Source organism: Plantactinospora sp. GCM10030261, assembly GCF_042666615.1.
In the GTDB taxonomy this organism is placed as follows: domain Bacteria; phylum Actinomycetota; class Actinomycetes; order Mycobacteriales; family Micromonosporaceae; genus KBS50.
In genome coordinates this window covers 157587-179952 of record NZ_JBHTDD010000011.1, presented here as the reverse complement: position 1 = coordinate 179952, position 22366 = coordinate 157587, and the positions used below count along the sequence as shown (strand labels likewise).

Here is a 22366-nt window from a genome sequence, read left to right as displayed (position 1 = left end):
CGGCTTCCGGCGGTCAGCGCGCGGGTAGGCAGTTGTTGCTGGTCCGGGTCACGGAGTATTCGGTGTCGTCGGTGGTGATGCCGGACGGCGCACCGTCGAAGTGGGCCTCCACCTTCTGCCGGCCCCGGTGCTGCTCGTAGTGCAGGTGCGGGGCGCCGGAGTTGCCCGTGCTGCCGATCTTGCCGACCTGCTCGCCCCGGGTGACCCGGTCGCCGACGCGGACCAGGGGTGGTTCGAGCAGGTGCAGGTACTGCGTCTGCCACCTGTCACCGTGATCGATCACCACCCAGTACCCGCCGCCCCGGCCCCGCGGACCGTTGGGATTCTCCGGGGTACGCCCGCCCAGCTCACCGTTGACACCGGCCTCGACCACCCGGCCGGCGGCCGACGCGAGCACCGGTCGTCCCCACGCCTCCCCCTGGGTCGGGAAGAGGTCGACGTCGTAGTCGTCGTGTCCGGGGTAGGTGGCCAACCGCCACGTCTCACCGCAGGCGACCGGGAGCTGGAACGGCGGACGCGGCCCGGGTGGTCGCAGCATCGGCACGACGACGATCACCGCGACGGTGAGCAGCACCGCGACCGCGCCGAGAAGAAGGATCACCCGCACGCGCCGGCCACGAAGCCCGGACGGGACGCCGATTCTCACCCCTTGATCGTGACAGAACCGCGCCAGAGGTGAGCCGCGTTCAGGACCAGTCGACCCTCGGCGGTCCGCCACCGCTCACCTCGGCCACCAGGCCGGCGTTCCGCTCGGCCGAGCGCCGCCGTGCCGGCGTCAGGTCGCTGAACGCGTTGATCGTCAGCGTCCGTTCGCTGCCGCGGTACCGCCAGGTCCCGGCCACCTCGCCGTCGACCAGCAGCGCACCCGGCCCGGACAGTGCCCGCCAGACCTCCTGGCGCCGCTTGCTGTCCGGCACGAGCAGTGTCCGGTCGACCTGGCGCAGGTAGGGGTCGTTCGGCGGGACGAGAACAACGCCGGTGGCCCTCGGCGCCGTCCGTACCTCCTCGACCAGTTCCTCGGGCAGCTCGGCACGCTTCTGCTCGACCCGCGCCTTGACCATCCGATCCGCCAGCTCGGACCAGGTCGCGGCAGTGGCCGCGACGCCACCGAGCCAGTCCCGGAACAGCGTCCGGGTGGTCGGGCCATTCACCCGCAGGTAGGCCCGCAGCAGCGCCAACCGGGGGTGTGCCACCCTTCGCTGGCGCTGCCGGGGCTTGGGGTGGAGCATGGTGGCCCGCTGCTCGGGGCCGAGCACCACCTGCGCCCGCAGACCGGCGGCGCGGAACAGCCCGTCCGGCACATGCCGGGCCTGGCACCGGTCGCACCAGGCCACCAGCGACCCGGAGACCTGGCCGGCGACCGCACTGCTCGCGTCGGCCTTCGACGTCGCGCCCCGGACCGTCGCCCGCAGCGCGGTTGCCACCTCGTCCACCGCCGCCACGTATCCGGCGCCGCCCTCGTCGGCCGGGTCCGGTGCCAGCGCGTCCCGGATGAAGTCCAGGTGCGTCACCCGATGGACGTGCGGTGCCCCGCGTACGGTCCAGAGGCTGACAAACGGTCCGTCCGGGCCGATCCACTCCCGGGCGGCGTCACCGGTCGGTGGTTGCCGCGGCGACAGCACGGCGCTGGCCGCTCGTTGCCGCAGCGACAGCGCGGCGCCGGCCTGCCGGCCGTCCTGCACGCCGAGCGCGAGGAGGTCGTCAAGCCGATCGTCGTCCAGTTCGCCGCCCAGGCCGTGCCGCTGCCACCGGTAGTTGAGCCATTGATCACGACTGAATGTGAGCATCCCCGCCACGCGGCCACGATAACGGTCTTCTCGGACGAGGAGGGGCACCTGTCACCGCATGGCGTCGACAGGTGCCCCTCCTCGTAGGCGCTCAGACCAGGTCGAACCGGTCCAGGTTCATGACCTTGTCCCAGGCGGCCACGAAGTCCCGGACGAACTTCTCCTTGGCGTCGGCGGAGGCGTAGACCTCGGCGAGGGCCCGGAACTGGGAGTTCGCGCCGAAGACCAGGTCGACGGCGGTGGCGGTGAAGCGGACCTCACCGGTCGCCCGGTCCCGGCCCTCGAACACGTTCTCCGCGGCGGCGGACGCCACCCACTCGGTGCGCATGTCGAGCAGGTTGACGAAGAAGTCGTTGGTCAGCGTCCCGGGTCGGTCGGTGAAGACCCCGTGCCGGGCCGACCCGACGCCCGCGTCCAGCGCCCGCAGGCCGCCGACAAGCGCGGTGGTCTCGGGAGCGGTCAGGCTCAGCATGTACGCCTTGTCCAGGAACCGGACCTCCGGCGGCAGCTTCTCCCCCGGGCGGATGTAGTTGCGGAACCCGTCGGCCGTCGGCTCGAGCACCGCGAACGACTCGACGTCGGTCTGCTCCTGAGTGGCGTCGGTGCGGCCCGGCGAGAACGGCACCGCGATGTCGACGCCGGCGTCCTTCGCGGCCCGCTCGACGGCGGCGCAGCCGCCCAGGACGATCACGTCGGCCAGCGAGATCCGGGTCCCGCCGGACTGGGCGTCGTTGAAGTCCCGCTGGATCCCCTCCAGGACCGGCAGCACCTTCGCCAGCTCGGCCGGCTCGTTGACCTCCCAGTTCCGCTGCGGCTCGAGCCGGATGCGGGCCCCGTTGGCGCCGCCCCGCTTGTCGGTGCCGCGGAAGCTGCTGGCCGCGGCCCAAGCGGTGCGGACCAGTTGGGAGACGGACAGCCCGGACTCCAGGATCCGGACCTTGAGCGCGGCGATGTCGTCAGCACTGACGAGTTCGTGGTCCACGGCCGGCACCGGGTCCTGCCACAGCTGCGGCTCCGGGACCCACGGGCCGAGGTAGCGCGACACCGGTCCCATGTCCCGGTGCAACAGCTTGTACCAGGCCTTGGCGAAGGCCAGCGCGAACGCCTCCGGGTCCGCCAGGAACCGGCGCGAGATCCGCTCGTAGGCCGGGTCGACCCGCAGCGCCAGGTCGGTGGTGAGCATCCGCGGCGGGCGGGTGTCCGACGGGTCCTGCGGCCCGGGGATGACGCCGGCTCCGGCGCCGTCCTTCGGCTGCCACTGCCAGGCCCCGGCGGGGCTCTTGGTCAGCTCCCACTCGTAGTTGAACAGGTTCTCGAAGAACTGGTGGGACCACCGGGTGGGCGTGGATGTCCAGGTGACCTCGAGGCCGCTGGTGATCGCGTCGGCGCCCTTGCCGGTGCCGTACGTGTTCTTCCAGCCGAGGCCCTGTTCCTCGATCGACGCGGCCTCGGGCTCGGGTCCAACGTACTCGGCGGAGGCCGCTCCGTGGGTCTTGCCGAAGCTGTGGCCACCAGCGATGAGCGCGACGGTCTCCTCGTCGTTCATCGCCATCCGGCCGAACGTGTCCCGGATGTCGCGGGCAGCCTTGAGCGGGTCGGGCTCGCCGTTCGGGCCCTCCGGGTTCACGTAGATCAGACCCATCTGCACGGCCCCGAGCTGGGTGGAGAGTTCCCGGTCGCCGCTGTAGCGCTCGTCGCCCAGCCAGGTGTCCTCCGGCCCCCAGAAGATCTCCTCTGGCTCCCAGATGTCCTCCCGGCCGAAGCCGAAGCCGAACGTCTTGAAGCCCATCGACTCCAGGGCGACGTTTCCGGTGAAGACCAGCAGGTCGGCCCAGGAGATCTTCTGGCCGTACTTCTGCTTGATCGGCCAGAGCAGCCGCCGGGCCTTGTCGAGGTTCGCGTTGTCGGGCCAGCTGTTGAGCGGGGCGAAGCGCTGGGCGCCCGAGCCGCCGCCGCCCCGCCCGTCGGTGATCCGGTACGTGCCCGCGGCGTGCCAGCTCATCCGGATGAACAGCGGCCCGTAGTGGCCGTGGTCGGCCGGCCACCAGTCCTGCGAGGTGGTCATCACCTCGATGATGTCCCGCTTCAGGGCCTCAAGGTCGAGGGACTTGAACTCCGCCGCGTAGTCGAAGTCCCCGCTCAGCGGGTTGGACTTGGCCGAGTGCTGGTGGAGAACCTGGAGATCCAGCTGGTTGGGCCACCAGTCCTGGTTGGTCCGGGGCTTGTCGGTCCTGGGGGTGGGAGCCGGGATCGCCGGGTTTTCGCTTTCGCTGCCGCCCTGCTCGGTCACGCTTTCGCTGGCACGCTCAGACACGTCGCTGCTTCTCCTGTCCTGCTGTCTCGTTCTCTTGGCTGGTTGCTCGTGACGGTGGTTGACCGAGGACGCGGTCCTCGCCAGGCTTCCTGGTCCGCCGGCGCGGCGCGGTGTCTGCCCTGTCAGCCGCCGGACCCGGAGGCGGTCGCCGCGACACATCCGGGGCACCTGCCCCAGTAGATGACCTCGGCCTCGTCGATGTCGTAGCCCGCGTCGTGGGCTGCCGTCAGGCACGGAGCATCGCCGATCGCACAGTCGACGTCGCTGATGGCGCCGCACGTCCGGCAGACCACGTGGTGGTGGTTGTCGCCGACCCGGGCCTCGTACCGCGCGACCGAGCCACTCGGCTCGAAGCGGCGCACCAGACCGGCGTTGGTCAGGGCGCTCAGCACGTCGTAGACGGCCTGCCGGGACACCTCACCGAGATCCTGTCGCACCACCCCGATGATCGAGTCGGTGTCGGCGTGCGGGTGGTGGTGCACCGCGGACAGCACCGCCAGCCGAGGACGCGTCACGCGCAGGGCCGCCCCGCGCAGCATCCGCTCGAACTCCGACGACGTTGGCACGCCGCGAAGTCTTGCCCATTTCCTGGAACGAATCAAGTTAACCCGCGCGATCTTGCACTCAAGGCTGCCGTTTCACACCTTTTCTACTGTTTTGTCGGAGCCATAACATCAAGATCGCCGGTTAGGGAACGGCCGGCGCGCCTCCTCGACCGCCCGGATATGCCGGTAGGCGAACCACAGCGGAGGAAACGCACCGACTGCGAAGGACAGGTCCACCACCGTCCAGAACCACGGGATCTCCCGCAGCGGCCCGCAGACCACTGCCACCGGGACGATCCCGACACAGGCGATCATGCCGAGCTGAACCACCCAAACGTTGCGCACCGGGTCGCACAGCGGTCCCCAGAACGCCACCGCGAGCACCAGGTGGGCGAACGCGAGCCAGTCGGTTCCGTAGCGCAGGAACGGATAACGATCTCCGGTCTCGACCAGCCCGAGGTGGACCCGGTCGATCCAGCCGACCAGCGCCGGGAACTGGTCGGCGAGCGGGTCGACCGCCCGCGACAGCCAGCGCACCTCGATCTCGAGCGGGAAGGCGGTCACCCCACTCAGGAACAGGCCGATTACCACGATCCACAGCCAGAGACGGATCCGCCGCAGACGCCTCTCGACATCCATGTGAGCACGCTAAGCGAGTGGCCCTGACGGCAAGCACCGTGAAGAGCGAATCACACAAGGCTCGCACCGAACCTTCTCCGCGCCTTCACAACCGCGGCGGATCCATGTCCCACCCATCCGCTCGAGACCACGCACGTCTCGCCGCCCACGCCGGCGTTCAGGCGGCCGGTCGGCCCAGTTTGGCCGCAGCACGGCGCGCGGCGTCAAGATGACGCACCAGCTCGCCGATCTGATCGGGCGCCGGTGAACCGCGGTGCGCCGCCACCCACTCCTCGATGATCTGCCGCATCAACGTGGACGCGCCGATGCCACGGGCAGCCGCGGCATCCTCTATCTCCGCCTGGACATCCAGGTCAATTCGTATCGCCGTGACCATCTTGGCCGGCCGCCGCTCCCGAACGACCTCAGCCTGCTCGAATGACTCTCCCATGTCGTGTTCCATGGCGTACTCCGCAGCCTCATCAGCCGCCATTCCCGCCAACCGACCGCGTTGCTTACTCATGTCGTGTACTTCCTCCACATCGCGCGTTCTTTCATGTCGGCCTCCCGAGCTCCCCGGATCGTCCATGTTTCATCGACTTCCGTCCGGGTGCACACGACGATGATCAGCCGTTGCCGTTCAGTCGGGGCACACACCGCCATGAACGTTGGCGTTGTCGGTGGGACCCTGTTCGACATCCGCATGGTCACCGGCGCATACAGCGCCTCGGCCACATCTCGCGGAGTAAGCCCGTCTCGCAGATCAGCCGGACGGCCGACGGGCCACTGATACAGGTCCTCCACCCTCGAAGTATAACGCCTCGTATAACGGGTGGCCCCGAACGGCGCCCATCGACGCACCGACGATTCGCCCAGCGGAAATCGTTTGCCCCGACCGGAGCGGTCCGTGATGATCAGCGGCATGACGTACTGACGGGCACCAACTCGCACCCGAGCCGCTTACGGCGCCGACGCGCGCCCCTCGGCCGCCGAGCCGTCCGTCCGCACCGTCACTTACGAAGAGAGCGTCTTGTCCCACCACCTGCAGCGCCCGCGGTCGATCGCGACCCCCGGGCCCGCCACCGTCACCCTGTTCGCCTCCGACCGCAGCTGGATCGAGTCCGACGCCGTCGAACAGTGCCGCCAGGTCGCCGCCCTCGACGGCATGGTCCATGTCGCCGCAATGCCGGACCTGCACCCCGGCAAGGGTGCCCCGATCGGCGCCGCGATGACGTCGACCGTGCTGTACCCGTACCTCGTGGGGTCCGACATCGGCTGCGGAATCGCCGTGTTCCCGGTGGACCTCAAGCGGGTCGTACCCGAACGGCTGGCCCGCCGGTTCCCCGACCTCGACCGGCCGCTGCATCCCGACCGGGACGCCGGCGATCCGGCCTGGGCCGTCCTCGACACCGACATCCCCGCGGGTCACCTCGACGGCCTGGGAACGGTGGGCCGCGGCAACCACTTCGTGGAGCTGGCCCGGATCGAGACCGCACTCCACCCGGAGCACGCGGCCCGGCTCGGACTCGCCACCGGCGACGTGGTACTCATCGTGCACAGCGGTTCCCGCGGTCTCGGCGAACGGACCCTGCGCGACCACACCGAACAACACGGCGCGGGCCCCGCCCCCGATCCCGCCGGCTACCTGGCCAGACACGACGACGCCGTACGCTGGGGGTCACTCAACCGCCGACTGCTCGCCGCCCGGGTGCTGCACGCCCTGGGCGCGCGTTTCGCCGAGCCGATCGTGGACGAGTGCCACAACCTGGTCGAGCGCCGCGACGGAACATATCTGCACCGCAAGGGCGCCGCACCGGGTGACGGGCGGGACGTCCTCGTCGCCGGCACCCCGGGGCACCCGCTCGTATCTGGTGGCGGCCCACGCCGGGCCGGAGGCCAACCACTCCGTCGCGCACGGCGCCGGTCGCAAGATGTCCCGCGCCGACGCGCTGCGCCGGGGAAAGGCCAAGCACACGGCCGAGGAACTGCGTCGGACGCCAGTCGGATCGTTCGTCGTCTGTGGCGACCGTCAGCTGCTGTTCGAGGAGGCGCCCACGGCGTACAAGCGGATCGAGCAGGTGATCGGCGACCTCACCGGTCACGGCCTGGCCACTCCCGTCGCCACGACGGTCCCGCTGGTCACCTACAAGACGCTCGACCAGCCCACGGGCGGTGGCCGGACCGACGAGCGACGGGACCGCCCTGATCACCGGCGTGCCCGGAGCCGGTCGTGACCGAGGCGCGCCGCGACCCGCACCTGCTGGTCTCCGCCGGCCGCGGTCCGCGGGAGTGTGCGTGGGCGGTCAGGCAGTTGCTGCGCCGCATGGAGGCCGATGCTGCCCGGCATGGTCTGGTGGTCCACCGGGTCCAGTCCGTGCCCGGCGACCGGCCCGGCATGTACCGCTCGGTCCTGGTCCGCATCTCCGGCACCGACGCCGGCCCGTTCGTCGACTCGTGGACCGGCACCCTGTGCTGGCAGGCGCCCAGTCCCTACCGGTCGAGCCCCGGCCGCAAGAACTGGTACGTCGTCGCCCGACCGTGCCGGGTGGACACCCCGCACACGCCGTTCGCGGAGGCGGACGTCGAGGTCGTGGCCGTCCGCACCGGTGGCCCCGGCGGGCAGCACCGGAACAAGGCCAGCACGGCTGTGCGGGCCACGCACCGGCCGACCGGAATCGTCGTCGTGGTCGACGCGGAGCGGCAGTTCAGCCAGAACCGCCGCCTCGCCATGGATCTGCTGCGACGACGTCTCAACGCCGACGACCGGGCGGCCGACCGTGCCATCACGGCTGCCCGCTGGCACATCCACGAGGAACTCGTACGCGGGAATCCCGTCCGGGTCGAACGGCCGGGCTGACGGATCTCACCACCAGGTCGCGGCGGCGGCCGGTCGGCGCGGCCCGGTCTGCGCGGCCCGGTCTTGAAGGGGACAGCGCCCGGCAAAGCGGGCAACGTATCGTCACCTCCGCGAGCTACTGGCGGCGACGATGGTCGCCTCACGAGCGAACGGGGCGTGGTGGGACGTTTCCTTCGGCAGCGCTGGCGAGCCATCCGGATCGGCGGGGCGGTATTGCTGGCCGCCATCGGCATTCTCACGGCAGCGTGGCGCAGCACCGGATTCCTCAGCGACCTCCTGCTCAACCTGGGAGCGAGCGTCTTCCTCGTCGCGATCTCGTACGTCATCTTCGACCCGCTCTTCGAGGAGGCGCGCAAGGCGCGGGTGACCGAGCACCTGAGCTTCGACCAGCAGGGTTTCGTCGGCCGGCTGCACCACACCACCCGGCGGGTCCGGATCCTCGACACCTGGACGATCCTGCTGGAGCAGCGCCACCGGGAGGAAACCCTGCGGGCGGTCCGGGACGCGTTGACAAAGGGTGCCGAGGTACAACTGCTCCTGCTCGACCCCGACTGCACGGCGGCCCAGCAACGCTCCGAGGAGTTGGAGCGACAGCGGGTGGACGTGCCGCGACAGATCCGGGCCAACCTGCGCCACCTCGCCACCTTCCGCGAGTCGTTGGAGTCACACCTGCGGCAACGCCTACACCCGCGTCTACGACGCGTCGCCGTCGATCCAGCTCTACCAGTGGGACGGACAGGCCCTGATCTCGTTCTTCCCCATCGGGAAGCTCTCGTTCAACGTGCCGCAGTTGGAGGTGGACATCGACAGCCCGTGGGGTGGGTTCGTGCACGCCCGGTTCGAGGAGTTGTGGCAGCACGAACAGGCCACGCTGACCCTGGACCAGTACTGGTCGACCGCGGTGACGCTGCGGCACGGTGATTCCGATGTCGTCGAGGTGCGGGTGCCGTACGTCTCGGTCGACGACCAGCACTACATCGACTGCCAGGCGCTCCGGCTGACCCGGCCGCTCACCGTCCGGGCCCACCTGCCGCTGCGTACGCGGGGATCGTCGGCGGACGTGTTCGCGCTGGTCGAGCCGGCTGAGGACGACCGCGCCCCGGCGGCGTCGGTCCGCCGCGTCTTCGACCAGAAGTACGGGCGCGGCAGCGGTGATCGAATCATCCTCCGCCTGGCGCCGGACCGTCCGACGACCTGACGACGGAAAAGCGGCTGCCGGTAGCGCCGCCTCCGCGTACCGTCGCCGTCATGTCGTTGACGGTGCGGCCGTTCGAGTCCGCCGACCTGCCTTGGTGCGGAGCGTTGCTGGCGGACCGGCACCGCCGGCACCGGGAAGCCCAGCCGCTGCTGTCGGCCCGGTACGCGGACGCCGAGGCCGCCGTAGCGGAGCTGACCGCCGCGTGGCAGGCACCGGAGGCGTCCGGTGCGGTCGCGTTCCGCGGTGCCACCCCGGTCGGTTTCGTGCTCGGCTCGCCGAAGGCCGCGGCCATGTGGGGTCCGAATGTCTGGGTCGACGCGGCCGGGCAGGCGGTGACCGACGCCGAGGTGATGCGCGACCTCTACCGCCTGGCCGCCGCCCGCTGGGTCGACGAGGGGCGTACGGCGCATTACGTCATCGTCCCGGCGCACGATAAGGATCTGCTGCACGCCTGGTTCCGGCTCGGTTTCGGGCAGCAGCACGCGCACGCCATCCGCCCGGCGAGCCGTCCGGCGGGCGGCCGGAAGACCGGCGTGCTGGTCCGTCGGGCCGACCGGTCCGACATCCCGGCGCTCGCCCGGCTCGATATTGAGCTGCCGCTGCACCATGGCCTGTCCCCCACCTTCTCCGCGGGCCGGATGGGGACGGTTGAGGAGAGCATTGCCGAGTGGACGGAAGACATCGACGACCCGGCGTATGCGACGTTCGTGGCCGAGCGGGACGGCAAGGTTGTCGGTTCGGCCATCGGATGCGCGGTGGAGAAGTCCTCCATCAACGTCAGCCTGGCCCGTCCGGACCACGCCGGGTTCCTCGGGTTCGCCGCCGTCTTCCCGGGCGCCCGGGGCGCCGGCGCCGGCCGGGCCCTGGGCGAGGCCGTGATCGGCTGGTCGGTCGACGAAGGATTCGACAGCGTGGTGACCGACTGGCGGGTGACCAACCTGCTGTCCTCGCGGGCCTGGCCGGCGCTGGGCTTCACCGAGACGTTCCTGCGCCTGCACCGGGTCGTCGGCTACTGAGTCCGGGACCTGTGCCGCCCGGCGGAGTTCGCCGTCCGTCAATCCGATCCGCCGCCGCGTCGCGCCGCCACGACCGGCACCGTCCGCACGGCTGACAACAGGCTCGGGTGTCGGGCACGGGCCAGAATGCCGGCCGCGGCGACGCCGCAGGCGGCGGCGATGGCGGCGAGGACGGGCGGGTAAGCGTCGAGCGTGGTGAGCAACGCGGCGGCGGCGAAGGGCGCGCCGGCTCTGGCCACGGTGACCGGGGTGGCGAGAATGCCGGCGATGGTGGCATAGCCGGCGGTGCCGTACCGGTCGGCGAGCAGCACTGGCGCCGCGAGGCTGGCCACGCCGAAGCCGAGCCCGAACGTGACCACGCCGATGATGGCGCCGACCCGGCTCCTGGCGAGCAGCGGCAGGAATCCGGCGGCGGTCGCCTGGACGGCGAAGATTCCGGCGACGAGGGCCACCATGCGGATCCGGCGGTGTCCCGCGGCCAGCAACAGTCGACCGGTCACCGAGAAGACGCCGAGGAGGCCGGCGATGGTGGCGGCGAAGGTTGCCGAATGCCCTCGGCTGGCGAGGAAGCCCACAAGGTGGACGGTCATGGTGCTCATCGCCGCGCTGTGGGCGACGAAGGCGGCGGCGAGCAACCAGAACCGGCCGTCCCGCAGCACGGCCCCCGCCACCGGTAGGCGGCCTGTCCGGTTGCCGTCGGACGTCGTGGTCCGGGTCATCGTCGGCTGCCTACGGACGAAGACCGCGTGTAGCGGCACGGTGACCACACCGTGCACGCCGGCCAGGATGACAAGTGCGGTGCGCCATCCGTACCGGTCGACGAGCTGACCGGTCAGTGGCAGGAAGATGGTGCTGGCGAACCCGGCGACGACGATCATTCCGAGCAGCGCCCGCGGCCGGCGGTCGGGGTCGAACCAGGAGACCAGCACCGCGGTCGCCGGCTCGTAAAGCGCCATCGCCATGGCGATCCCAATGCCGACGAACACGGCGTAGAGCTGGGCGGTGGTGCGAACCTGCGACCAGGCGGCGAGCAGACCCGTGCCGAGCAGCGAGCCGCAGGTCATCAGGGCCCGACCGCCGTGCCGGTCGAGCCACCGGCCGACCGGTGCGGCCATCACCGCCCAGGTGAGGATGGCCGCCGTGAACGCTCCAGTGATCTCGGTGGCCGAGGCGCGCAGGTCCACCGTCATCGGCTGCAAGAGCACCGCGAAGGAGTAGTAGAGGGTGCCGTAGCCGACGGTCTGGGTGACCGCGAGCGCCGCGACGATCCGCCAGCCGCGGCGAGCGTGCCGGTGACCACCACCGATGCCGGCGGCAACGGGACGGTCGGTGGGCATTCGGTTCCCTCTATCTAGAGAATTGTTGAATCAATGGCGCGCATGGCGCCGCTGAGTGCGGCGAGCGGCCCGTCAGGCGATGGCGGGGCTGCGTCGTTCCAGCAGGACGACGTCGCGCCAGCGGCCGTGGTGGCGGCCGATCCGCTCGCGTACGCCGACGTCGCGGAACCCGGCCCGCCGGTGTAGCGCGAGGCTGGCGGCGTTCTCCGGGAAGATTCCGGACTGGATGGTCCAGATCCCGGCCGCTTCCGTGGACGCGACGAGCGCTTGCAGCAGGAGTCGTCCCACTCCGCGCCCCTGGTCACCTGGATCGACGTACACGGAGTGCTCGACAACGCCGGCGTACACGGCCCGGGTGGAGATCGGCGCCACGGCGACCCAGCCGAGTCGCCGATCGGTGTCGTCGACGGCGACGAACCGATGGTCCGGCAACCTCCCGGTGTCGAACGCGGCCCAGGTCGGTGCGGTGGTTTCGAAACTGGCCTGGCCTCCGTCGAGGCCCATCTGGTAGATCTCCAGGACCCGGTCCGCGTCGGTGGCGGCCATCGGCCGCACCGTGATATCGGACATTCAACAGCCCGCGGTCGGTGTCGGAGCGGGACGACCCATGACGACGTCGGCCGCCGATGGAAACCACCTGAGGCAGGTGTCGTTGATCCGGTAGTGGCGGGCGGTCCCGGACGGTTCGACGAGCACGAACCGCACCTCTGTGAGGATCTTCAGGTGCTGCGAGACGGTGGACTGGGCGAGACCGACGGCCTCGACGATCTCGCCGACGCTCATCGGACGGCCGTGCCGGGCCAGGTATTCCACGATCTGCACGCGCGTCGGGTCAGCCAGGGCCCGGAAACAGGACGCGTAGGTCCGCGCCGTGGCCCGGTCGAGCAGATCCTTCACCTCTACCGCCAATCTATCGCCTATCGCCGATTGACGATCGAATCGTAGCCGTCAGTGCCGGACATCGGCACCCCTTCCGTCAGATTAGATTCTCGTCTAATCAAACAGTTGCATGTTGATTAGATGGATGTCAACCTAGACCCATGTCACAGCCACCGGCCGCCCTTCCCGTCCTCGACCTCGACACCGACACACCCTGCTGTCCGCCGCTGGCGCAAAGCCGTGTTCCCGCCGAGACGGCCGCTGCGCTGGCGCCCGCCTTCAAAGCACTCGGTGATCCGGTACGGCTGCGCCTCATGTCGATGATCGCCTCGGCCGACGGTGGGGAGATCTGCGTCTGCGACCTGACGCCGATGTTCGACCTGACCGGGCCGACGATCTCGCACCACCTGAGGACGCTCCGTGAAGCGGGGCTGGTGAGCGCCGAACGACGGGGAACCTGGGTCTACTACCGGGCCCGCCCGGGCATCCTGCGCCAGCTCGCCGCCCTGTTGTCGGTGGCGCCGGACCGGGCGTAGCACGGGCGCGGTCACCTACGCGGGCCCCTCCGAGGAGGACGAGACGCCGCAGATCCGCGCTGCGGACTCCCGCGCCCGCCGCATCGCGTCGGCCTCGCCGCCGGCCGACTGGAGGACCAGGGCCCCCTCGTAGAGCAGGTGAACCGCGCCGGCCACCGCCGCGCCGCCGGTCCCGCGATGGTCGTCCGTGCACAGTTCGCGGAAAAGATCGGCCATCCACCGCTTCTCGTCCCGGATGACCGCCATCGCCGGATGCCCCTCGTCCAGTTCCGCGTACGCGTTGACGAAGGCACATCCCCGGGGATTCTCCCGGTGCCACTCGCCTGCGGCGTCGAACACCGCATGGACCCGGTCCTCGGGTGCCGCGTCCCCGATCCGCGTCAGGACGAACTCGCGCCACCGTGACGAGCGGCGAGCGAGATATGTCGCCACCAGTGTCGCCTTGGCTCCGAAGACGTCATACAGCGTCTTCTTCGTCGTCCCGGCCCGTTCCGCTATCAGTTCCACGCCGACGGCCCCGATCCCACGGGTGTAGAACAGCTCCGACGCCGCCTCGAGGATGCGTTCCCCGGCGGGGGTGAGCACCGACTCCACCCCCGACCGGGTCTCCCGCCCGATACGCCGACCCACCGTGACCACCATCCCTTCACCGGCTGGGTTCACTGCCAGTATACCGACCGGTATGGTTACCTGGTCGGATGCGCATCAACCCAGCTGGCCCCCACGCGTCCCTGCTTCCGGCCGCAGGCTTGGTGATCATGTGGAGTTCCGGCTTCATCGGTGCCGAACTCGGCACCCGCGCCGCCCCCGCCGATACCCTCCTGGTCTGGCGGTACCTCTGCGCCGCGATCCTGATGATCGGCTGGCTGAGTTGGCGACGACGGGTACCGAGCCGCCGGGAGGCACCGCGGCAGGTTCTCCTCGGGCTCCTGTGCCAGGGGCTCTACCTCGGTGGAGTCGTCACGGGCGTGGGGTTGGGCGTGCCTGTCGGCACAGCGGCGCTCATCGCCGCGATGCAGCCGCTCGCGGTGGCCGTCCTGGCCCGACCACTGATCGGCGAGGTCGTCACCCGCCGCCAGTCCGGCGGCCTGTTCGTCGGCGTGGTAGGGGTCGGAATCGTGGTGATCGGCGACATCGGCACGGGGGGCGCGCCATGGTGGGCCTTCGCCCTTCCGATGGCCGGCATGCTGGGCCTGTCGGTGGGGTCGGTCCTCGAACGCAGGTGGCAGTTGCGGGACCGGCTGCCCGAGTCGCTCACGGTACAGACGGTGGCGGTCGCCGCCGTGCTCGTGCTGGAAACCGCCGCCACCGGCCGTCTGGCACCACCCGTGACCCCTGGGTTCTGGGCCGCCGTGCTGTGGGTGGTGGCGCTATCCACGTTCGGCGGGTACGGGCTCTACTTCCTCGTGCTGCGCCGCAGCGGTCCCACCCGGGTCAGCGCGCTGCTCTACCTCACCCCGCCCTGCACCGCCGTCTGGGCGGCCGCGATGTTCGGTCAGCTGCCCGCCGCGAACGCCTACCTGGGCGCGGCGGTATGCGCCGCCGCCGTAGCGCTGGTGCTTCGCGCCGGTGGCCGCCCTGGCCCCAGCTCATCGACGTCCGGTCTGAACGCACCGGCGTCCGGCTTCAGCTCGCCGCCGCCCGGAACGGATCGTGCTCGGCCAGCAGCTTCTCCAGCCGGGCCTGATCGACCCGAGACAAGATCTCACTGCTCTCCTGCTGGTCCCGGATCGTCTTGGCCAGGGTCAGGCTGGACGTCACGACGTACAGCAATCCCAGCGCGAGAAAACCGCGCATCCAGGCGTTGACCGGCAGGTAGACGATTCCCACCACCATGGCGACGAGGGAGATGGCGAACGACAACCCCGCTTGTACGGTGAACGCGGGGGTCGGCTTCCGTTGCACAGATGCGCTCATGCCGAGAAGCCTCTCCGCGGGCGCGGCGATGGTCATGAGTACGCCTACCCACGCGGGAGCGGACACCCGTACCTACGGCCGGCCCACTTGCGATGGACGGGAACGGTAGCCGACCGACGTGCGGTCGCCCAGACCCGGTGGCAGGATCGGCCGGAACCTCAGCCGACCGGAAGGGACACCATGCGCTACCGCACCCTGGGTGCCACCGGAACGGTGGTGTCCACCCTCTGCCTGGGCACGATGACGTTCGGCGCGGAAACCGACGAGGCGGGCAGCTTCGCCCAGTTGGACCGGTTCGTCGAGGCGGGCGGCACCTTCGTCGACACCGCCGACGTCTACTCGACCGGCGTGTCCGAGGAGATCGTCGGCCGCTGGCTGGCCGCTCGACCCGGCATGCGCGACCGGGTGGTGATCGCCACCAAGGGCCGGTTCGCGATGGGTCCCGGAGGCAACGACGCGGGCCTGTCCCGGACACACCTCAGCCGGGCCCTGGACGCCAGCCTCCGACGGCTCGGCGTCGAGGCGATCGACCTGTACCAGGCGCACGCCTGGGACCCACTGACTCCGCTGCCCGAGACGCTGCGCTTCTTCGACGACGCGGTCCGGGCCGGCAAGATCCACTATGCGGGGGTCAGCAACTTCACCGGCTGGCAGTTGCAGAAGGCCGCCCTGCTGACCCAGCACCTCGGCCTCACCCCGATCGTTTCGCTGCAGCCGCAGTACAACCTGCTCGTCCGCGAGATCGAATTCGAGTTGGTGCCGGTCTGCGAGAACGAGGGCATCGGCATCCTGCCCTGGTCGCCGCTGGGTGGCGGCTGGTTGACCGGCAAGTACCAGCGGGACACGACGCCCTCCGGCGCCACTCGGCTGGGAGAGAATCCGCAGCGGGGCGTCGAGGCGTACGCGGGCCGGAACGCCCAGGAACGCACCTGGCGGGTGGTCGACGCGGTGCGCCAGGTGGCCGAGGCGCGCGGCGCCTCCATGTCGGCAGTGGCGCTGGCCTGGCTGGCCGCCCGGCCAGCCGTCACCTCGGTGATCCTCGGGGCGCGTACCGTCGAGCAACTGGACGACAACCTGACCGCCGCCGACCTGAGCCTCGACGCGAAGCACACCCGGCTGCTGGACGAGGCGAGCGCGCCGCTCGTCGGCGACTACCCGTACGGCGGACCGGGGGTGGAGCAGCGCGCCCGGGAGCTTCCCGACGGATAATCGCTGAGGTGACGACCGTGCCCTTCCCCGCGCCCACCGAGCCGGCCGCCGACCGCACCGAGGTGTTCCTGCGTTACCTCGACTACTTCCGGGAAAGCCTGGTCGCGAAGGTGTCGGGGCTGCCGGAGCGGGAGTTGCGCGACAGCCGGCTGCCGACCGGCTGGACACCGCTGGAGCTACTCAAGCACCTGCGGTACGTGGAGCTGCGCTGGATCGAGTGGGGCTTCGAGGGCCGGGACGTCGACGACCCGTGGGGCGATCGACAGGGTGACCGGTGGCATGTCGACCCGAGCGAAGATCTCGGCGACCTGGTCGCGGCACTGCGGGCGCAGGGCGCGCACACCAGCGCGGTGACGACCGCCGCCGACCTCGCGGCGATCGGGGCGCCCGGACCGCGGTGGGCCGGTGCTGAGCCGGCGTCGCTGGAGCGGGTGCTGTTCCACCTGATCCAGGAGTACGCACGCCACCTCGGGCACCTGGACATCGTGGCCGAACTCGCCGGCGGACCGACCGGCGAATGACGGACGGCCGACTCCCGACCGGCGGATGACGGACGGCCTGCTCCCGACCGGCGGATGACGGACGGCCGGCTCCCGACCGGCGGATGACGGACGGCCGGCTCCCGACCGGCGGATGACGCGTGGGCCGGGCGAGAGTGGGGCCCCGGCGGAAACGCCGAGCCGGGCCGGCCGGTGATCGGCCGACCCGGGTACCTCGGCGGTTAGTGCATCAGCGCCGGGGCCGCGGAGCGCTCACCGGCATCGCCCGGCGTTTCCTCCACCAGCGGCGACGGCTGGCGCTTGCGGGGCAGGAAGGCGATCGGGATGAAGGAGGCCAGCACCAGCGCGAACCCGACCCAGAACGTGGTGGCGAACGAGTCGGCCACGAACTCCAGGCCGCGCTCCAGGATCTGCGGTGGCAGCGGCACCTGCAGACCGTGCTGGCTGGCGATGGCCGCACTCGCCTCGGTCAGCGGCTCACCGGTGCGGGGGTCGGTGGCGCCCGGGATCGGGGCCGACTTGTTCAGCTGGTTGGTGAGGATCACCGACATGGTCGCGGATCCGATAGACCCACCGATCTGCTGGAGGATGTTCGTGAGCGTCGATCCTCGCGCGACCTCGTGGTTGGTCAGGGTCCGCAACGCGGACGTCATGAGCGGCATCATCGTGCCGCCCATGCCGAGACCCATCACGAACAGCGACCCGCACAGCAGCAGGTAGGAGGTGTCCGTGTCGACCTGGGTGAAGGCGAAGAAACCGGCGGCGATGAGCGCCATCGCGAACGGCACCGTGCGCCCGACCGGGATCTTGTCGGCCAGCATGCCGGCGATCGGCATGGTGAGCATCGCGCCGAGCCCCTGCGGCGCCATCAGCAGCCCGGCCTGCAACGTCGACTCGCCGCGCACCTGCAGGAAGTAGCTCGGGAACAGCAGCCCGGCGCCCATGAAGGCGATGATGAAGACGAACAGCGAGATCGACGCGATCGACAGGTTGCGGTTGCGGAACAGCCGCAGGTCGAGCAGGGGGTGCCGGGGCTTGAACGAATATCGGACGAAGCCGATCACCAACGCCGCGCCGAGCAGCATGGTGACCCAGACCCTGGGGGCGGTGATGGTGCCGGTCTCCGGCAGCGACGAGACGCCGAAGAGGAACAGGGCCAGACCCGGCGACAGCATCAGCATGCCGAGGAAGTCGAACGACTCGGACGGCTCGGGGCTGTCCTTCGGCAGGGCGAGCGCGGCGTACACCAGCGCGATCGCGCCGATCGGCAGGTTGATCAGGAAGATCCAGTGCCAGCTGGCCGCTTCGATCAACCAACCGCCGAGGATCGGTCCACCGATCGGGCCGAGCAGCATCGGGATGCCGAGCACGGCCATCAGCCGACCGATCCGGTGCGGTCCGGCCGCCCGCGTCATGATCGTCATGCCGAGCGGCATGAGCATGCCGCCGCCCAGTCCCTGCAGCACCCGGTAGGCGACGAGTTCACCGATCGTGTCGGCGGTGGCACACAGCACGGAGCCGAGGGTGAACAGCAGCAGGGCCAACATGTACAGGCGCTTGGTGCCGAACCGGTCGGCGGCCCACCCGCTGAGCGGGATCACCGTGGCCAGGGCGAGCGTGTAGCCGGTCATGGTCCAGGCGACCTGGGCGTACGACGCGTTGAACTCGGCCTGGAACGTCGGCAGTGCGACACTGACGACTGTGACATCGAGAATTGACATGATCGCGCCGAGTACAACCACTCCGGCGATCTTGAGGACGGCGGCGTCGAGCTTGTCGGGTGCCGCCGTGGCGGCGTGCGCGGTCACATGACCCTCCAGGTCCAGCTGGCTTCGAGCGAGGGTTCGACGTGACACGGACGTGTACCCGCAACGGCGACTGCGGAGGCCCGCAGCCGCGTCCCTCCGGTCGCCACTTCCCCCCGGCTCCCAGCATCACAGTGACCACCGACGGACGGCGGCCCATTCTGGGCAATCGTGGGCTAGCTCACGCGGATTCGCGGTTTAGCGAGACCCGACACTGATCGGTCGCTCCTGGCCGCGGGTGTGGCGGACTTCGCGTCCGGAGAGGCTGGCCAGCAGCTGACGCCCGATGATTGACTCATCGCTTGGTAAACAGCTGTTCACCGCGTGCGCGGTGTGAGGAGTGTTGTGGATCGACCCAGTCCCATCCCGGGCAACGGTACGGCCGGGAAGACCCGCAGCACCGTCGTCGTCGCCACCCTGGCGACGTGCGGCACCGCCGTGTCGCTGCAGCAGACGCTGGTGCTGCCGGTGCTGCCGGACTTCCCGCGGCTGCTGGACACGAGCGTCGACAACGCGTCCTGGCTGGTGACCGCGACGCTGCTGGCCGGGGCGGTCGCCACGCCGACGCTGTCGCGGCTCGCCGACATGTTCGGCAAGAAACGCATGATGCTGGTGGCGCTGGCCGTCATGACCCTCGGTTCCGTGGTGGGCGCGTTGAGCCAGGCCCTGCCGTTCATCATCGCCGGCCGCGCCCTGCAGGGTGTCGGCGTCGCGCTCATCCCGATCGGGATTGCCATCATGCGCGACGAGCTGCCGCAGGAGCGGCTCGCGCTCGGCGTATCCGTCATGAGCGCCACCCTCGCCATCGGCGCCGGAGCCGGACTGCCGCTGGCCGGTCTGATCATCGAGCACCTCGACTGGCACGCGGTGTTCTGGGTCAGCGCCGCCGCGGGGGCTGCGCTGTTCGCAGCGGTGGCGCTTGTCGTTCCGGAGTCGCCCGTGCGCACCCGCGGATCGTTTGACTATCTGGGGGCCGTCCTGCTCTCGGGCGCGGTGACGGCCCTGTTGCTCGCGCTCTCCAAGGGATCCCACTGGGGCTGGCTGTCCTATCAGAGCGTCGGGCTGATCGTGCTGGGCCTGATCCTGGTGATGGTGTGGCTGCCCGTCGAACTGCACGTGCGCAACCCGCTCGTCGACGTACGGGTCGCCGCCCGGCCGGCGGTGCTGCTTGTCAACATCGCCTCCGTCCTGAGCGGTTTCGCGATGTTCGCCAACATGATCGCCACGACGCAACTGCTGCAGCAGCCCGTGACGACCGGATACGGGTTGGGTTTGGACATCCTGCACACCGGGCTCTGGATGGCGCCGAGCGCGCTCGTCTTCGGCGCGATGGCGCCCGCGGCGGCGGCGATCACCCGGCGCTTCGGCCCGCAGGCGACGCTGCTGGCCGGTGCCTCGACCATGGCCGCCGCATACATGGCCCGCGTCTTGCTCAGCCATGAGCTGTGGCAGATCGTCAGCGGCTCAGTGCTGGTCGGCGTCGGCACGTCGATGACGTTCGCCGCGATGCCGAGTCTGATCATGCGCGCGGTCCCCGCGACCGAGACCGCGTCCGCGAACGGGCTCAACACGTTGCTGCGCTCTGTCGGCACCTCGACGTCGAGTGCGGCCCTGGCGGCGATCATGACGGCCACGGTGATCCGGGTTGACGGCGCCACGCTCCCCGCCTTCGGGGCCTTCACCACCATGTTCTGGATCGCGGCGGCGGCGTCGCTCGTTGCCGCGCTGCTTGCTGTACCGCTGTTCCGGATGGGCGACCGGAACGCCGACCAGCCGACCACGCCGGAACGCGTACGCGACGGCGTCGTCCGCGGCCGAGTTCTCGGCCGTGGCGGCGCCGCCGTCCGGAAAGCGGTGGTCACCCTGCTCACACCGTCGGGCCAGCAGATTGACTGGAGCCAGGTCGACTCCTCCGGATGCTTCTCACTCGCGATTCCCGGTGCCGGCCAGTACCTCCTCGTCGCGGCGGCCGACGGGTGGGCGCCGCAGTCGCGGCTCGCCGCGTTGCACGCCGGGCAGGACATCGACAACATCGTCCTGCGCGACCGGCTGACCCTGGCCGGTGAGGTCAGTGACGCCCACGGCCCGGTCGCCGGGGGGACCGTGGCCCTGACCCGGTCGAGCGGAGAGGCGGTGAAGGCGGGCGACACCACCGTGGACGGACGGTACGAGATGCCACTACCGTCGAGCGGACGGTACGTCCTCACGGTGGTCACGCCATGGGCGACGAGGCGTCGGCGCTCGGTTCCTCCCGGCAGGCCGTCCTCGCGGCCGCCACGGAACTCTTCGCCGAACGCGGCTACGACCAGGTCACCATCCGTGACATCGCCACGCGGGCTGCCCTGTCCCCCGCCATGGTCATGAAGTGTGGCGGCAGGAAGCGCGAGCTGTTCCTCCGCTCCGCGACGATCACACCACCGTCGCTGCCCGACGTGCCACGCTCGGAGCTGGGCGTCCGGCTCTCCGCCCCGACCCGGACAGCGTGCGTCGCCAGTTGGCCGTCGGCTACCTCGATCCCCTGGCCGAACGCCTGGGCGGCGACGCCGACGCCCGGCTCCGCGCGGAGCTGGTCGTCGCCGCGCTGACCGGACTCGCCGCCACCACACGAATCTTCGACACCCCCGCCACGGGCGCGGCACCGGATGAGGTCGTCCGCCGGTATGGCACGGCCATCCAGCACCTCATCGATCGCTGAGAACACTATGCCTGGGGGAAGCCATGCCCCACTCCCAGTCCGCCGACTCTGGCGACGCCGCATCGGACGCCACGGTCGTCGTCGTGGGCGCGGGCATCGTCGGCGCCTCGGTGGCCTATCACGCCGCCCGTGCCGGTGCCGCCGTGATCCTCGTCGACGCCGGACCGCCAGGCGCCGGCGTGACAGCGGACTCGTTCGCCTGGATCGGAGCGTCCGGGGTACACACCGGCCCGGCAGCCGCCCTGCGGGCGACCGCGACGCAGGAGTACCGCCGGCTGGAGGCCGAACTTCCGGGACTCCCGGTCACCTGGTCCGGCTCACTGTCGTGGGGCGCGTCGGACAGCCCGCCAGCGACGGGGCCCGGGCAGAGCATCGTGAACGCGGCCACCGCCGCGAGCCTCGAACCCGCCCTGCGGCAGCCCCCGGAGTGGGCCGTCTGGGCGCCCGGTGACGGCTCGGTCGACCCGGTGGGCGTGACCGAGCGGCTGGTCGCGGCCGCACGCGGCCACGCCGCCCGGGTCCATCCGGACACCCCGGTCACCGCGATCCGCCGGGACGCCGGAGGCCGGGTCGTCGGGGTCGAGACGACCGCAGGGCCCCTCTCCGGTGCGACGGTGGTGCTCGCGGCGGGGGTGGCCACGGCCGCGCTGAGCACACCACTCGGCGTACGCGTCCCGGTCGACCCCTCGCCGGCGACGCTCCTTCGGCTCCGCGCTCCGGCCGGTCTCGTTCGCACAGTGGTCAACACTCCGGACTTCGATCTCCGGCAGGCCAGCACGGACCGGCTCCTCGCCGCCGTGGACTCACCCGTTCGGACTCTCGCCGCCGTCCGGTCCACCTTTCGCGGCACCGCTAACGTCGAGCTGATCAGCACCCGGGTCGGCGTACGCCCCATGCCGGTCGACGGCGAACCGATCGTCGGCCCTGTCGCTGACGTGCCCGGCCTCTACCTGGCGGTCCTGCACTCCGCGGTCACGCTCGCCCCGGCCGTGGGCCACCTGGTCGCACGGGAACTGGTCGACGGCACCGTTGAGCCGATGCTGACGGGTTGCCGCCTCGACCGCTTTTAGTGGGACCGGCCCGGGTGCATCCGTCCGGCTCAGCGCCGAGGCGGCGGCTGGCCAGGGGCTTTGACACCGGCCCTACCGGGACG

At 70.6% G+C, this 22366-nt stretch carries 23 protein-coding genes and 3 pseudogenes; 12 read left to right on the top strand and 14 right to left on the bottom strand.

The window, feature by feature from the left end; genetic code table 11:
- Window positions 1-13: 13 nt before the first annotated feature.
- From ACFQUZ_RS15875 to ACFQUZ_RS15845, 7 genes are all read right to left on the bottom strand, one after another.
- The gene (locus ACFQUZ_RS15875) at window positions 14-646 is read right to left on the bottom strand and encodes a M23 family metallopeptidase (protein ID WP_377442746.1); all 633 of its coding nucleotides are present in this window, start codon (window positions 644-646) and stop codon (window positions 14-16) included.
- Between the two features lie 40 nt (window positions 647-686).
- The gene (locus ACFQUZ_RS15870) at window positions 687-1787 is read right to left on the bottom strand and encodes a DNA glycosylase AlkZ-like family protein (protein ID WP_377442777.1); all 1101 of its coding nucleotides are present in this window, start codon (window positions 1785-1787) and stop codon (window positions 687-689) included.
- A 91-nt stretch (window positions 1788-1878) separates the two neighbouring features.
- Window positions 1879-4101 (bottom strand): catalase/peroxidase HPI, encoded by a 2223-nt coding sequence (gene katG / locus ACFQUZ_RS15865; RefSeq protein WP_377442744.1) that lies wholly within the window; start codon window positions 4099-4101, stop codon window positions 1879-1881.
- Window positions 4102-4223: 122 nt separating this feature from the next.
- Window positions 4224-4640 (bottom strand): Fur family transcriptional regulator, encoded by a 417-nt coding sequence (locus ACFQUZ_RS15860; RefSeq protein WP_377442775.1) that lies wholly within the window; start codon window positions 4638-4640, stop codon window positions 4224-4226.
- A 135-nt stretch (window positions 4641-4775) separates the two neighbouring features.
- On the bottom strand, window positions 4776-5285 hold the full coding sequence (locus ACFQUZ_RS15855; protein ID WP_377442742.1) for a hypothetical protein: 510 nt from the start codon (window positions 5283-5285) through the stop codon (window positions 4776-4778).
- Window positions 5286-5442: 157 nt separating this feature from the next.
- On the bottom strand, window positions 5443-5757 hold the full coding sequence (locus ACFQUZ_RS15850) for a hypothetical protein (RefSeq protein WP_377442740.1): 315 nt from the start codon (window positions 5755-5757) through the stop codon (window positions 5443-5445).
- 26 nt (window positions 5758-5783) lie between these two features.
- Window positions 5784-6068: a hypothetical protein gene (locus tag ACFQUZ_RS15845; RefSeq protein ID WP_377442738.1), complete on the bottom strand. Its 285-nt coding sequence runs from the start codon at window positions 6066-6068 to the stop codon at window positions 5784-5786.
- 379 nt (window positions 6069-6447) lie between these two features.
- Between ACFQUZ_RS15845 and ACFQUZ_RS15840 the strand changes: the two are divergent.
- A pseudogene (locus ACFQUZ_RS15840) lies at window positions 6448-7498 on the top strand (RNA ligase RtcB family protein).
- Window positions 7495-8121: a peptide chain release factor H gene (prfH, locus tag ACFQUZ_RS15835; protein WP_377442736.1), complete on the top strand. Its 627-nt coding sequence runs from the start codon at window positions 7495-7497 to the stop codon at window positions 8119-8121. Before ACFQUZ_RS15840 ends, prfH begins: the two are co-directional and overlap by 4 nt.
- Window positions 8122-8223: 102 nt before the next feature.
- Here the strand turns inward: prfH and ACFQUZ_RS15830 are convergent, their stop codons facing one another.
- Window positions 8224-8757, bottom strand: coding sequence for a hypothetical protein (locus ACFQUZ_RS15830; protein ID WP_377442734.1), 534 nt, complete (start codon window positions 8755-8757; stop codon window positions 8224-8226).
- A gap of 145 nt (window positions 8758-8902) precedes the next feature.
- Between ACFQUZ_RS15830 and ACFQUZ_RS15825 the strand changes: the two genes are divergently transcribed.
- Window positions 8903-9319 carry a hypothetical protein gene (locus ACFQUZ_RS15825; RefSeq protein WP_377442732.1) on the top strand — a complete coding sequence of 139 codons (417 nt, stop codon included), beginning with the start codon at window positions 8903-8905 and terminating at the stop codon, window positions 9317-9319.
- Window positions 9320-9369: 50 nt separating this feature from the next.
- Window positions 9370-10335: a GNAT family N-acetyltransferase gene (locus ACFQUZ_RS15820; RefSeq protein WP_377442730.1), complete on the top strand. Its 966-nt coding sequence runs from the start codon at window positions 9370-9372 to the stop codon at window positions 10333-10335.
- Between the two features lie 38 nt (window positions 10336-10373).
- Here ACFQUZ_RS15820 and ACFQUZ_RS15815 read toward each other — a convergent pair whose 3' ends face one another.
- The 3 genes from ACFQUZ_RS15815 to ACFQUZ_RS15805 all read right to left on the bottom strand — a co-directional run bounded on the left by ACFQUZ_RS15815 (window position 10374) and on the right by ACFQUZ_RS15805 (window position 12569).
- Window positions 10374-11672 carry an MFS transporter gene (locus tag ACFQUZ_RS15815; RefSeq protein ID WP_377442728.1) on the bottom strand — a complete coding sequence of 433 codons (1299 nt, stop codon included), beginning with the start codon at window positions 11670-11672 and terminating at the stop codon, window positions 10374-10376.
- Between the two features lie 72 nt (window positions 11673-11744).
- A complete protein-coding gene (locus tag ACFQUZ_RS15810) occupies window positions 11745-12242 on the bottom strand; it encodes a GNAT family N-acetyltransferase (RefSeq protein ID WP_377442726.1) in 498 nt (165 codons plus the stop codon).
- Entirely contained in the window at window positions 12243-12569 is a 327-nt protein-coding gene (locus tag ACFQUZ_RS15805) for an ArsR/SmtB family transcription factor (protein WP_377442724.1), read from the bottom strand.
- Between the two features lie 143 nt (window positions 12570-12712).
- On the opposite strand from ACFQUZ_RS15805, the gene ACFQUZ_RS15800 reads away from it, so the two are divergent.
- Window positions 12713-13087 carry an ArsR/SmtB family transcription factor gene (locus ACFQUZ_RS15800; protein WP_377442722.1) on the top strand — a complete coding sequence of 125 codons (375 nt, stop codon included), beginning with the start codon at window positions 12713-12715 and terminating at the stop codon, window positions 13085-13087.
- A 15-nt stretch (window positions 13088-13102) separates the two neighbouring features.
- On the opposite strand, the gene ACFQUZ_RS15795 is transcribed toward ACFQUZ_RS15800, so the two are convergent.
- Window positions 13103-13717, bottom strand: coding sequence for a TetR/AcrR family transcriptional regulator (locus ACFQUZ_RS15795; protein ID WP_377442720.1), 615 nt, complete (start codon window positions 13715-13717; stop codon window positions 13103-13105).
- Between the two features lie 68 nt (window positions 13718-13785).
- Between ACFQUZ_RS15795 and ACFQUZ_RS15790 the strand changes: the two are divergent.
- Window positions 13786-14637, top strand: a pseudogene (locus ACFQUZ_RS15790) (DMT family transporter); the annotation flags it as partial.
- Between the two features lie 76 nt (window positions 14638-14713).
- Here the strand turns inward: ACFQUZ_RS15790 and ACFQUZ_RS15785 are convergent.
- Window positions 14714-15004 (bottom strand): YiaA/YiaB family inner membrane protein, encoded by a 291-nt coding sequence (locus ACFQUZ_RS15785; protein WP_377442718.1) that lies wholly within the window; start codon window positions 15002-15004, stop codon window positions 14714-14716.
- 180 nt (window positions 15005-15184) lie between these two features.
- Between ACFQUZ_RS15785 and ACFQUZ_RS15780 the strand changes: the two genes are divergently transcribed.
- Window positions 15185-16213, top strand: coding sequence for an aldo/keto reductase (locus tag ACFQUZ_RS15780; protein WP_377442716.1), 1029 nt, complete (start codon window positions 15185-15187; stop codon window positions 16211-16213).
- Between the two features lie 8 nt (window positions 16214-16221).
- Window positions 16222-16734: a DUF664 domain-containing protein gene (locus ACFQUZ_RS15775; protein WP_377442714.1), complete on the top strand. Its 513-nt coding sequence runs from the start codon at window positions 16222-16224 to the stop codon at window positions 16732-16734.
- A gap of 200 nt (window positions 16735-16934) precedes the next feature.
- Here the strand turns inward: ACFQUZ_RS15775 and ACFQUZ_RS15770 are convergent, their stop codons facing one another.
- The gene (locus tag ACFQUZ_RS15770) at window positions 16935-18521 is read right to left on the bottom strand and encodes a DHA2 family efflux MFS transporter permease subunit (protein ID WP_377442712.1); all 1587 of its coding nucleotides are present in this window, start codon (window positions 18519-18521) and stop codon (window positions 16935-16937) included.
- A 321-nt stretch (window positions 18522-18842) separates the two neighbouring features.
- Between ACFQUZ_RS15770 and ACFQUZ_RS15765 the strand changes: the two are divergent.
- The 4 genes and pseudogenes from ACFQUZ_RS15765 to ACFQUZ_RS15750 form a co-directional block, all read left to right on the top strand.
- Window positions 18843-20528: pseudogene (locus ACFQUZ_RS15765) on the top strand (MFS transporter); the annotation flags it as partial.
- A 209-nt stretch (window positions 20529-20737) separates the two neighbouring features.
- A complete protein-coding gene (locus ACFQUZ_RS15760) occupies window positions 20738-21103 on the top strand; it encodes a TetR/AcrR family transcriptional regulator (RefSeq protein ID WP_377442711.1) in 366 nt (121 codons plus the stop codon).
- Window positions 21001-21213, top strand: coding sequence for a hypothetical protein (locus ACFQUZ_RS15755; RefSeq protein WP_377442709.1), 213 nt, complete (start codon window positions 21001-21003; stop codon window positions 21211-21213). The genes ACFQUZ_RS15760 and ACFQUZ_RS15755 overlap by 103 nt, the downstream gene beginning before the upstream one ends.
- Window positions 21214-21236: 23 nt before the next feature.
- Window positions 21237-22283 (top strand): NAD(P)/FAD-dependent oxidoreductase, encoded by a 1047-nt coding sequence (locus tag ACFQUZ_RS15750; protein ID WP_377442707.1) that lies wholly within the window; start codon window positions 21237-21239, stop codon window positions 22281-22283.
- Window positions 22284-22366: the final 83 nt, after the last annotated feature.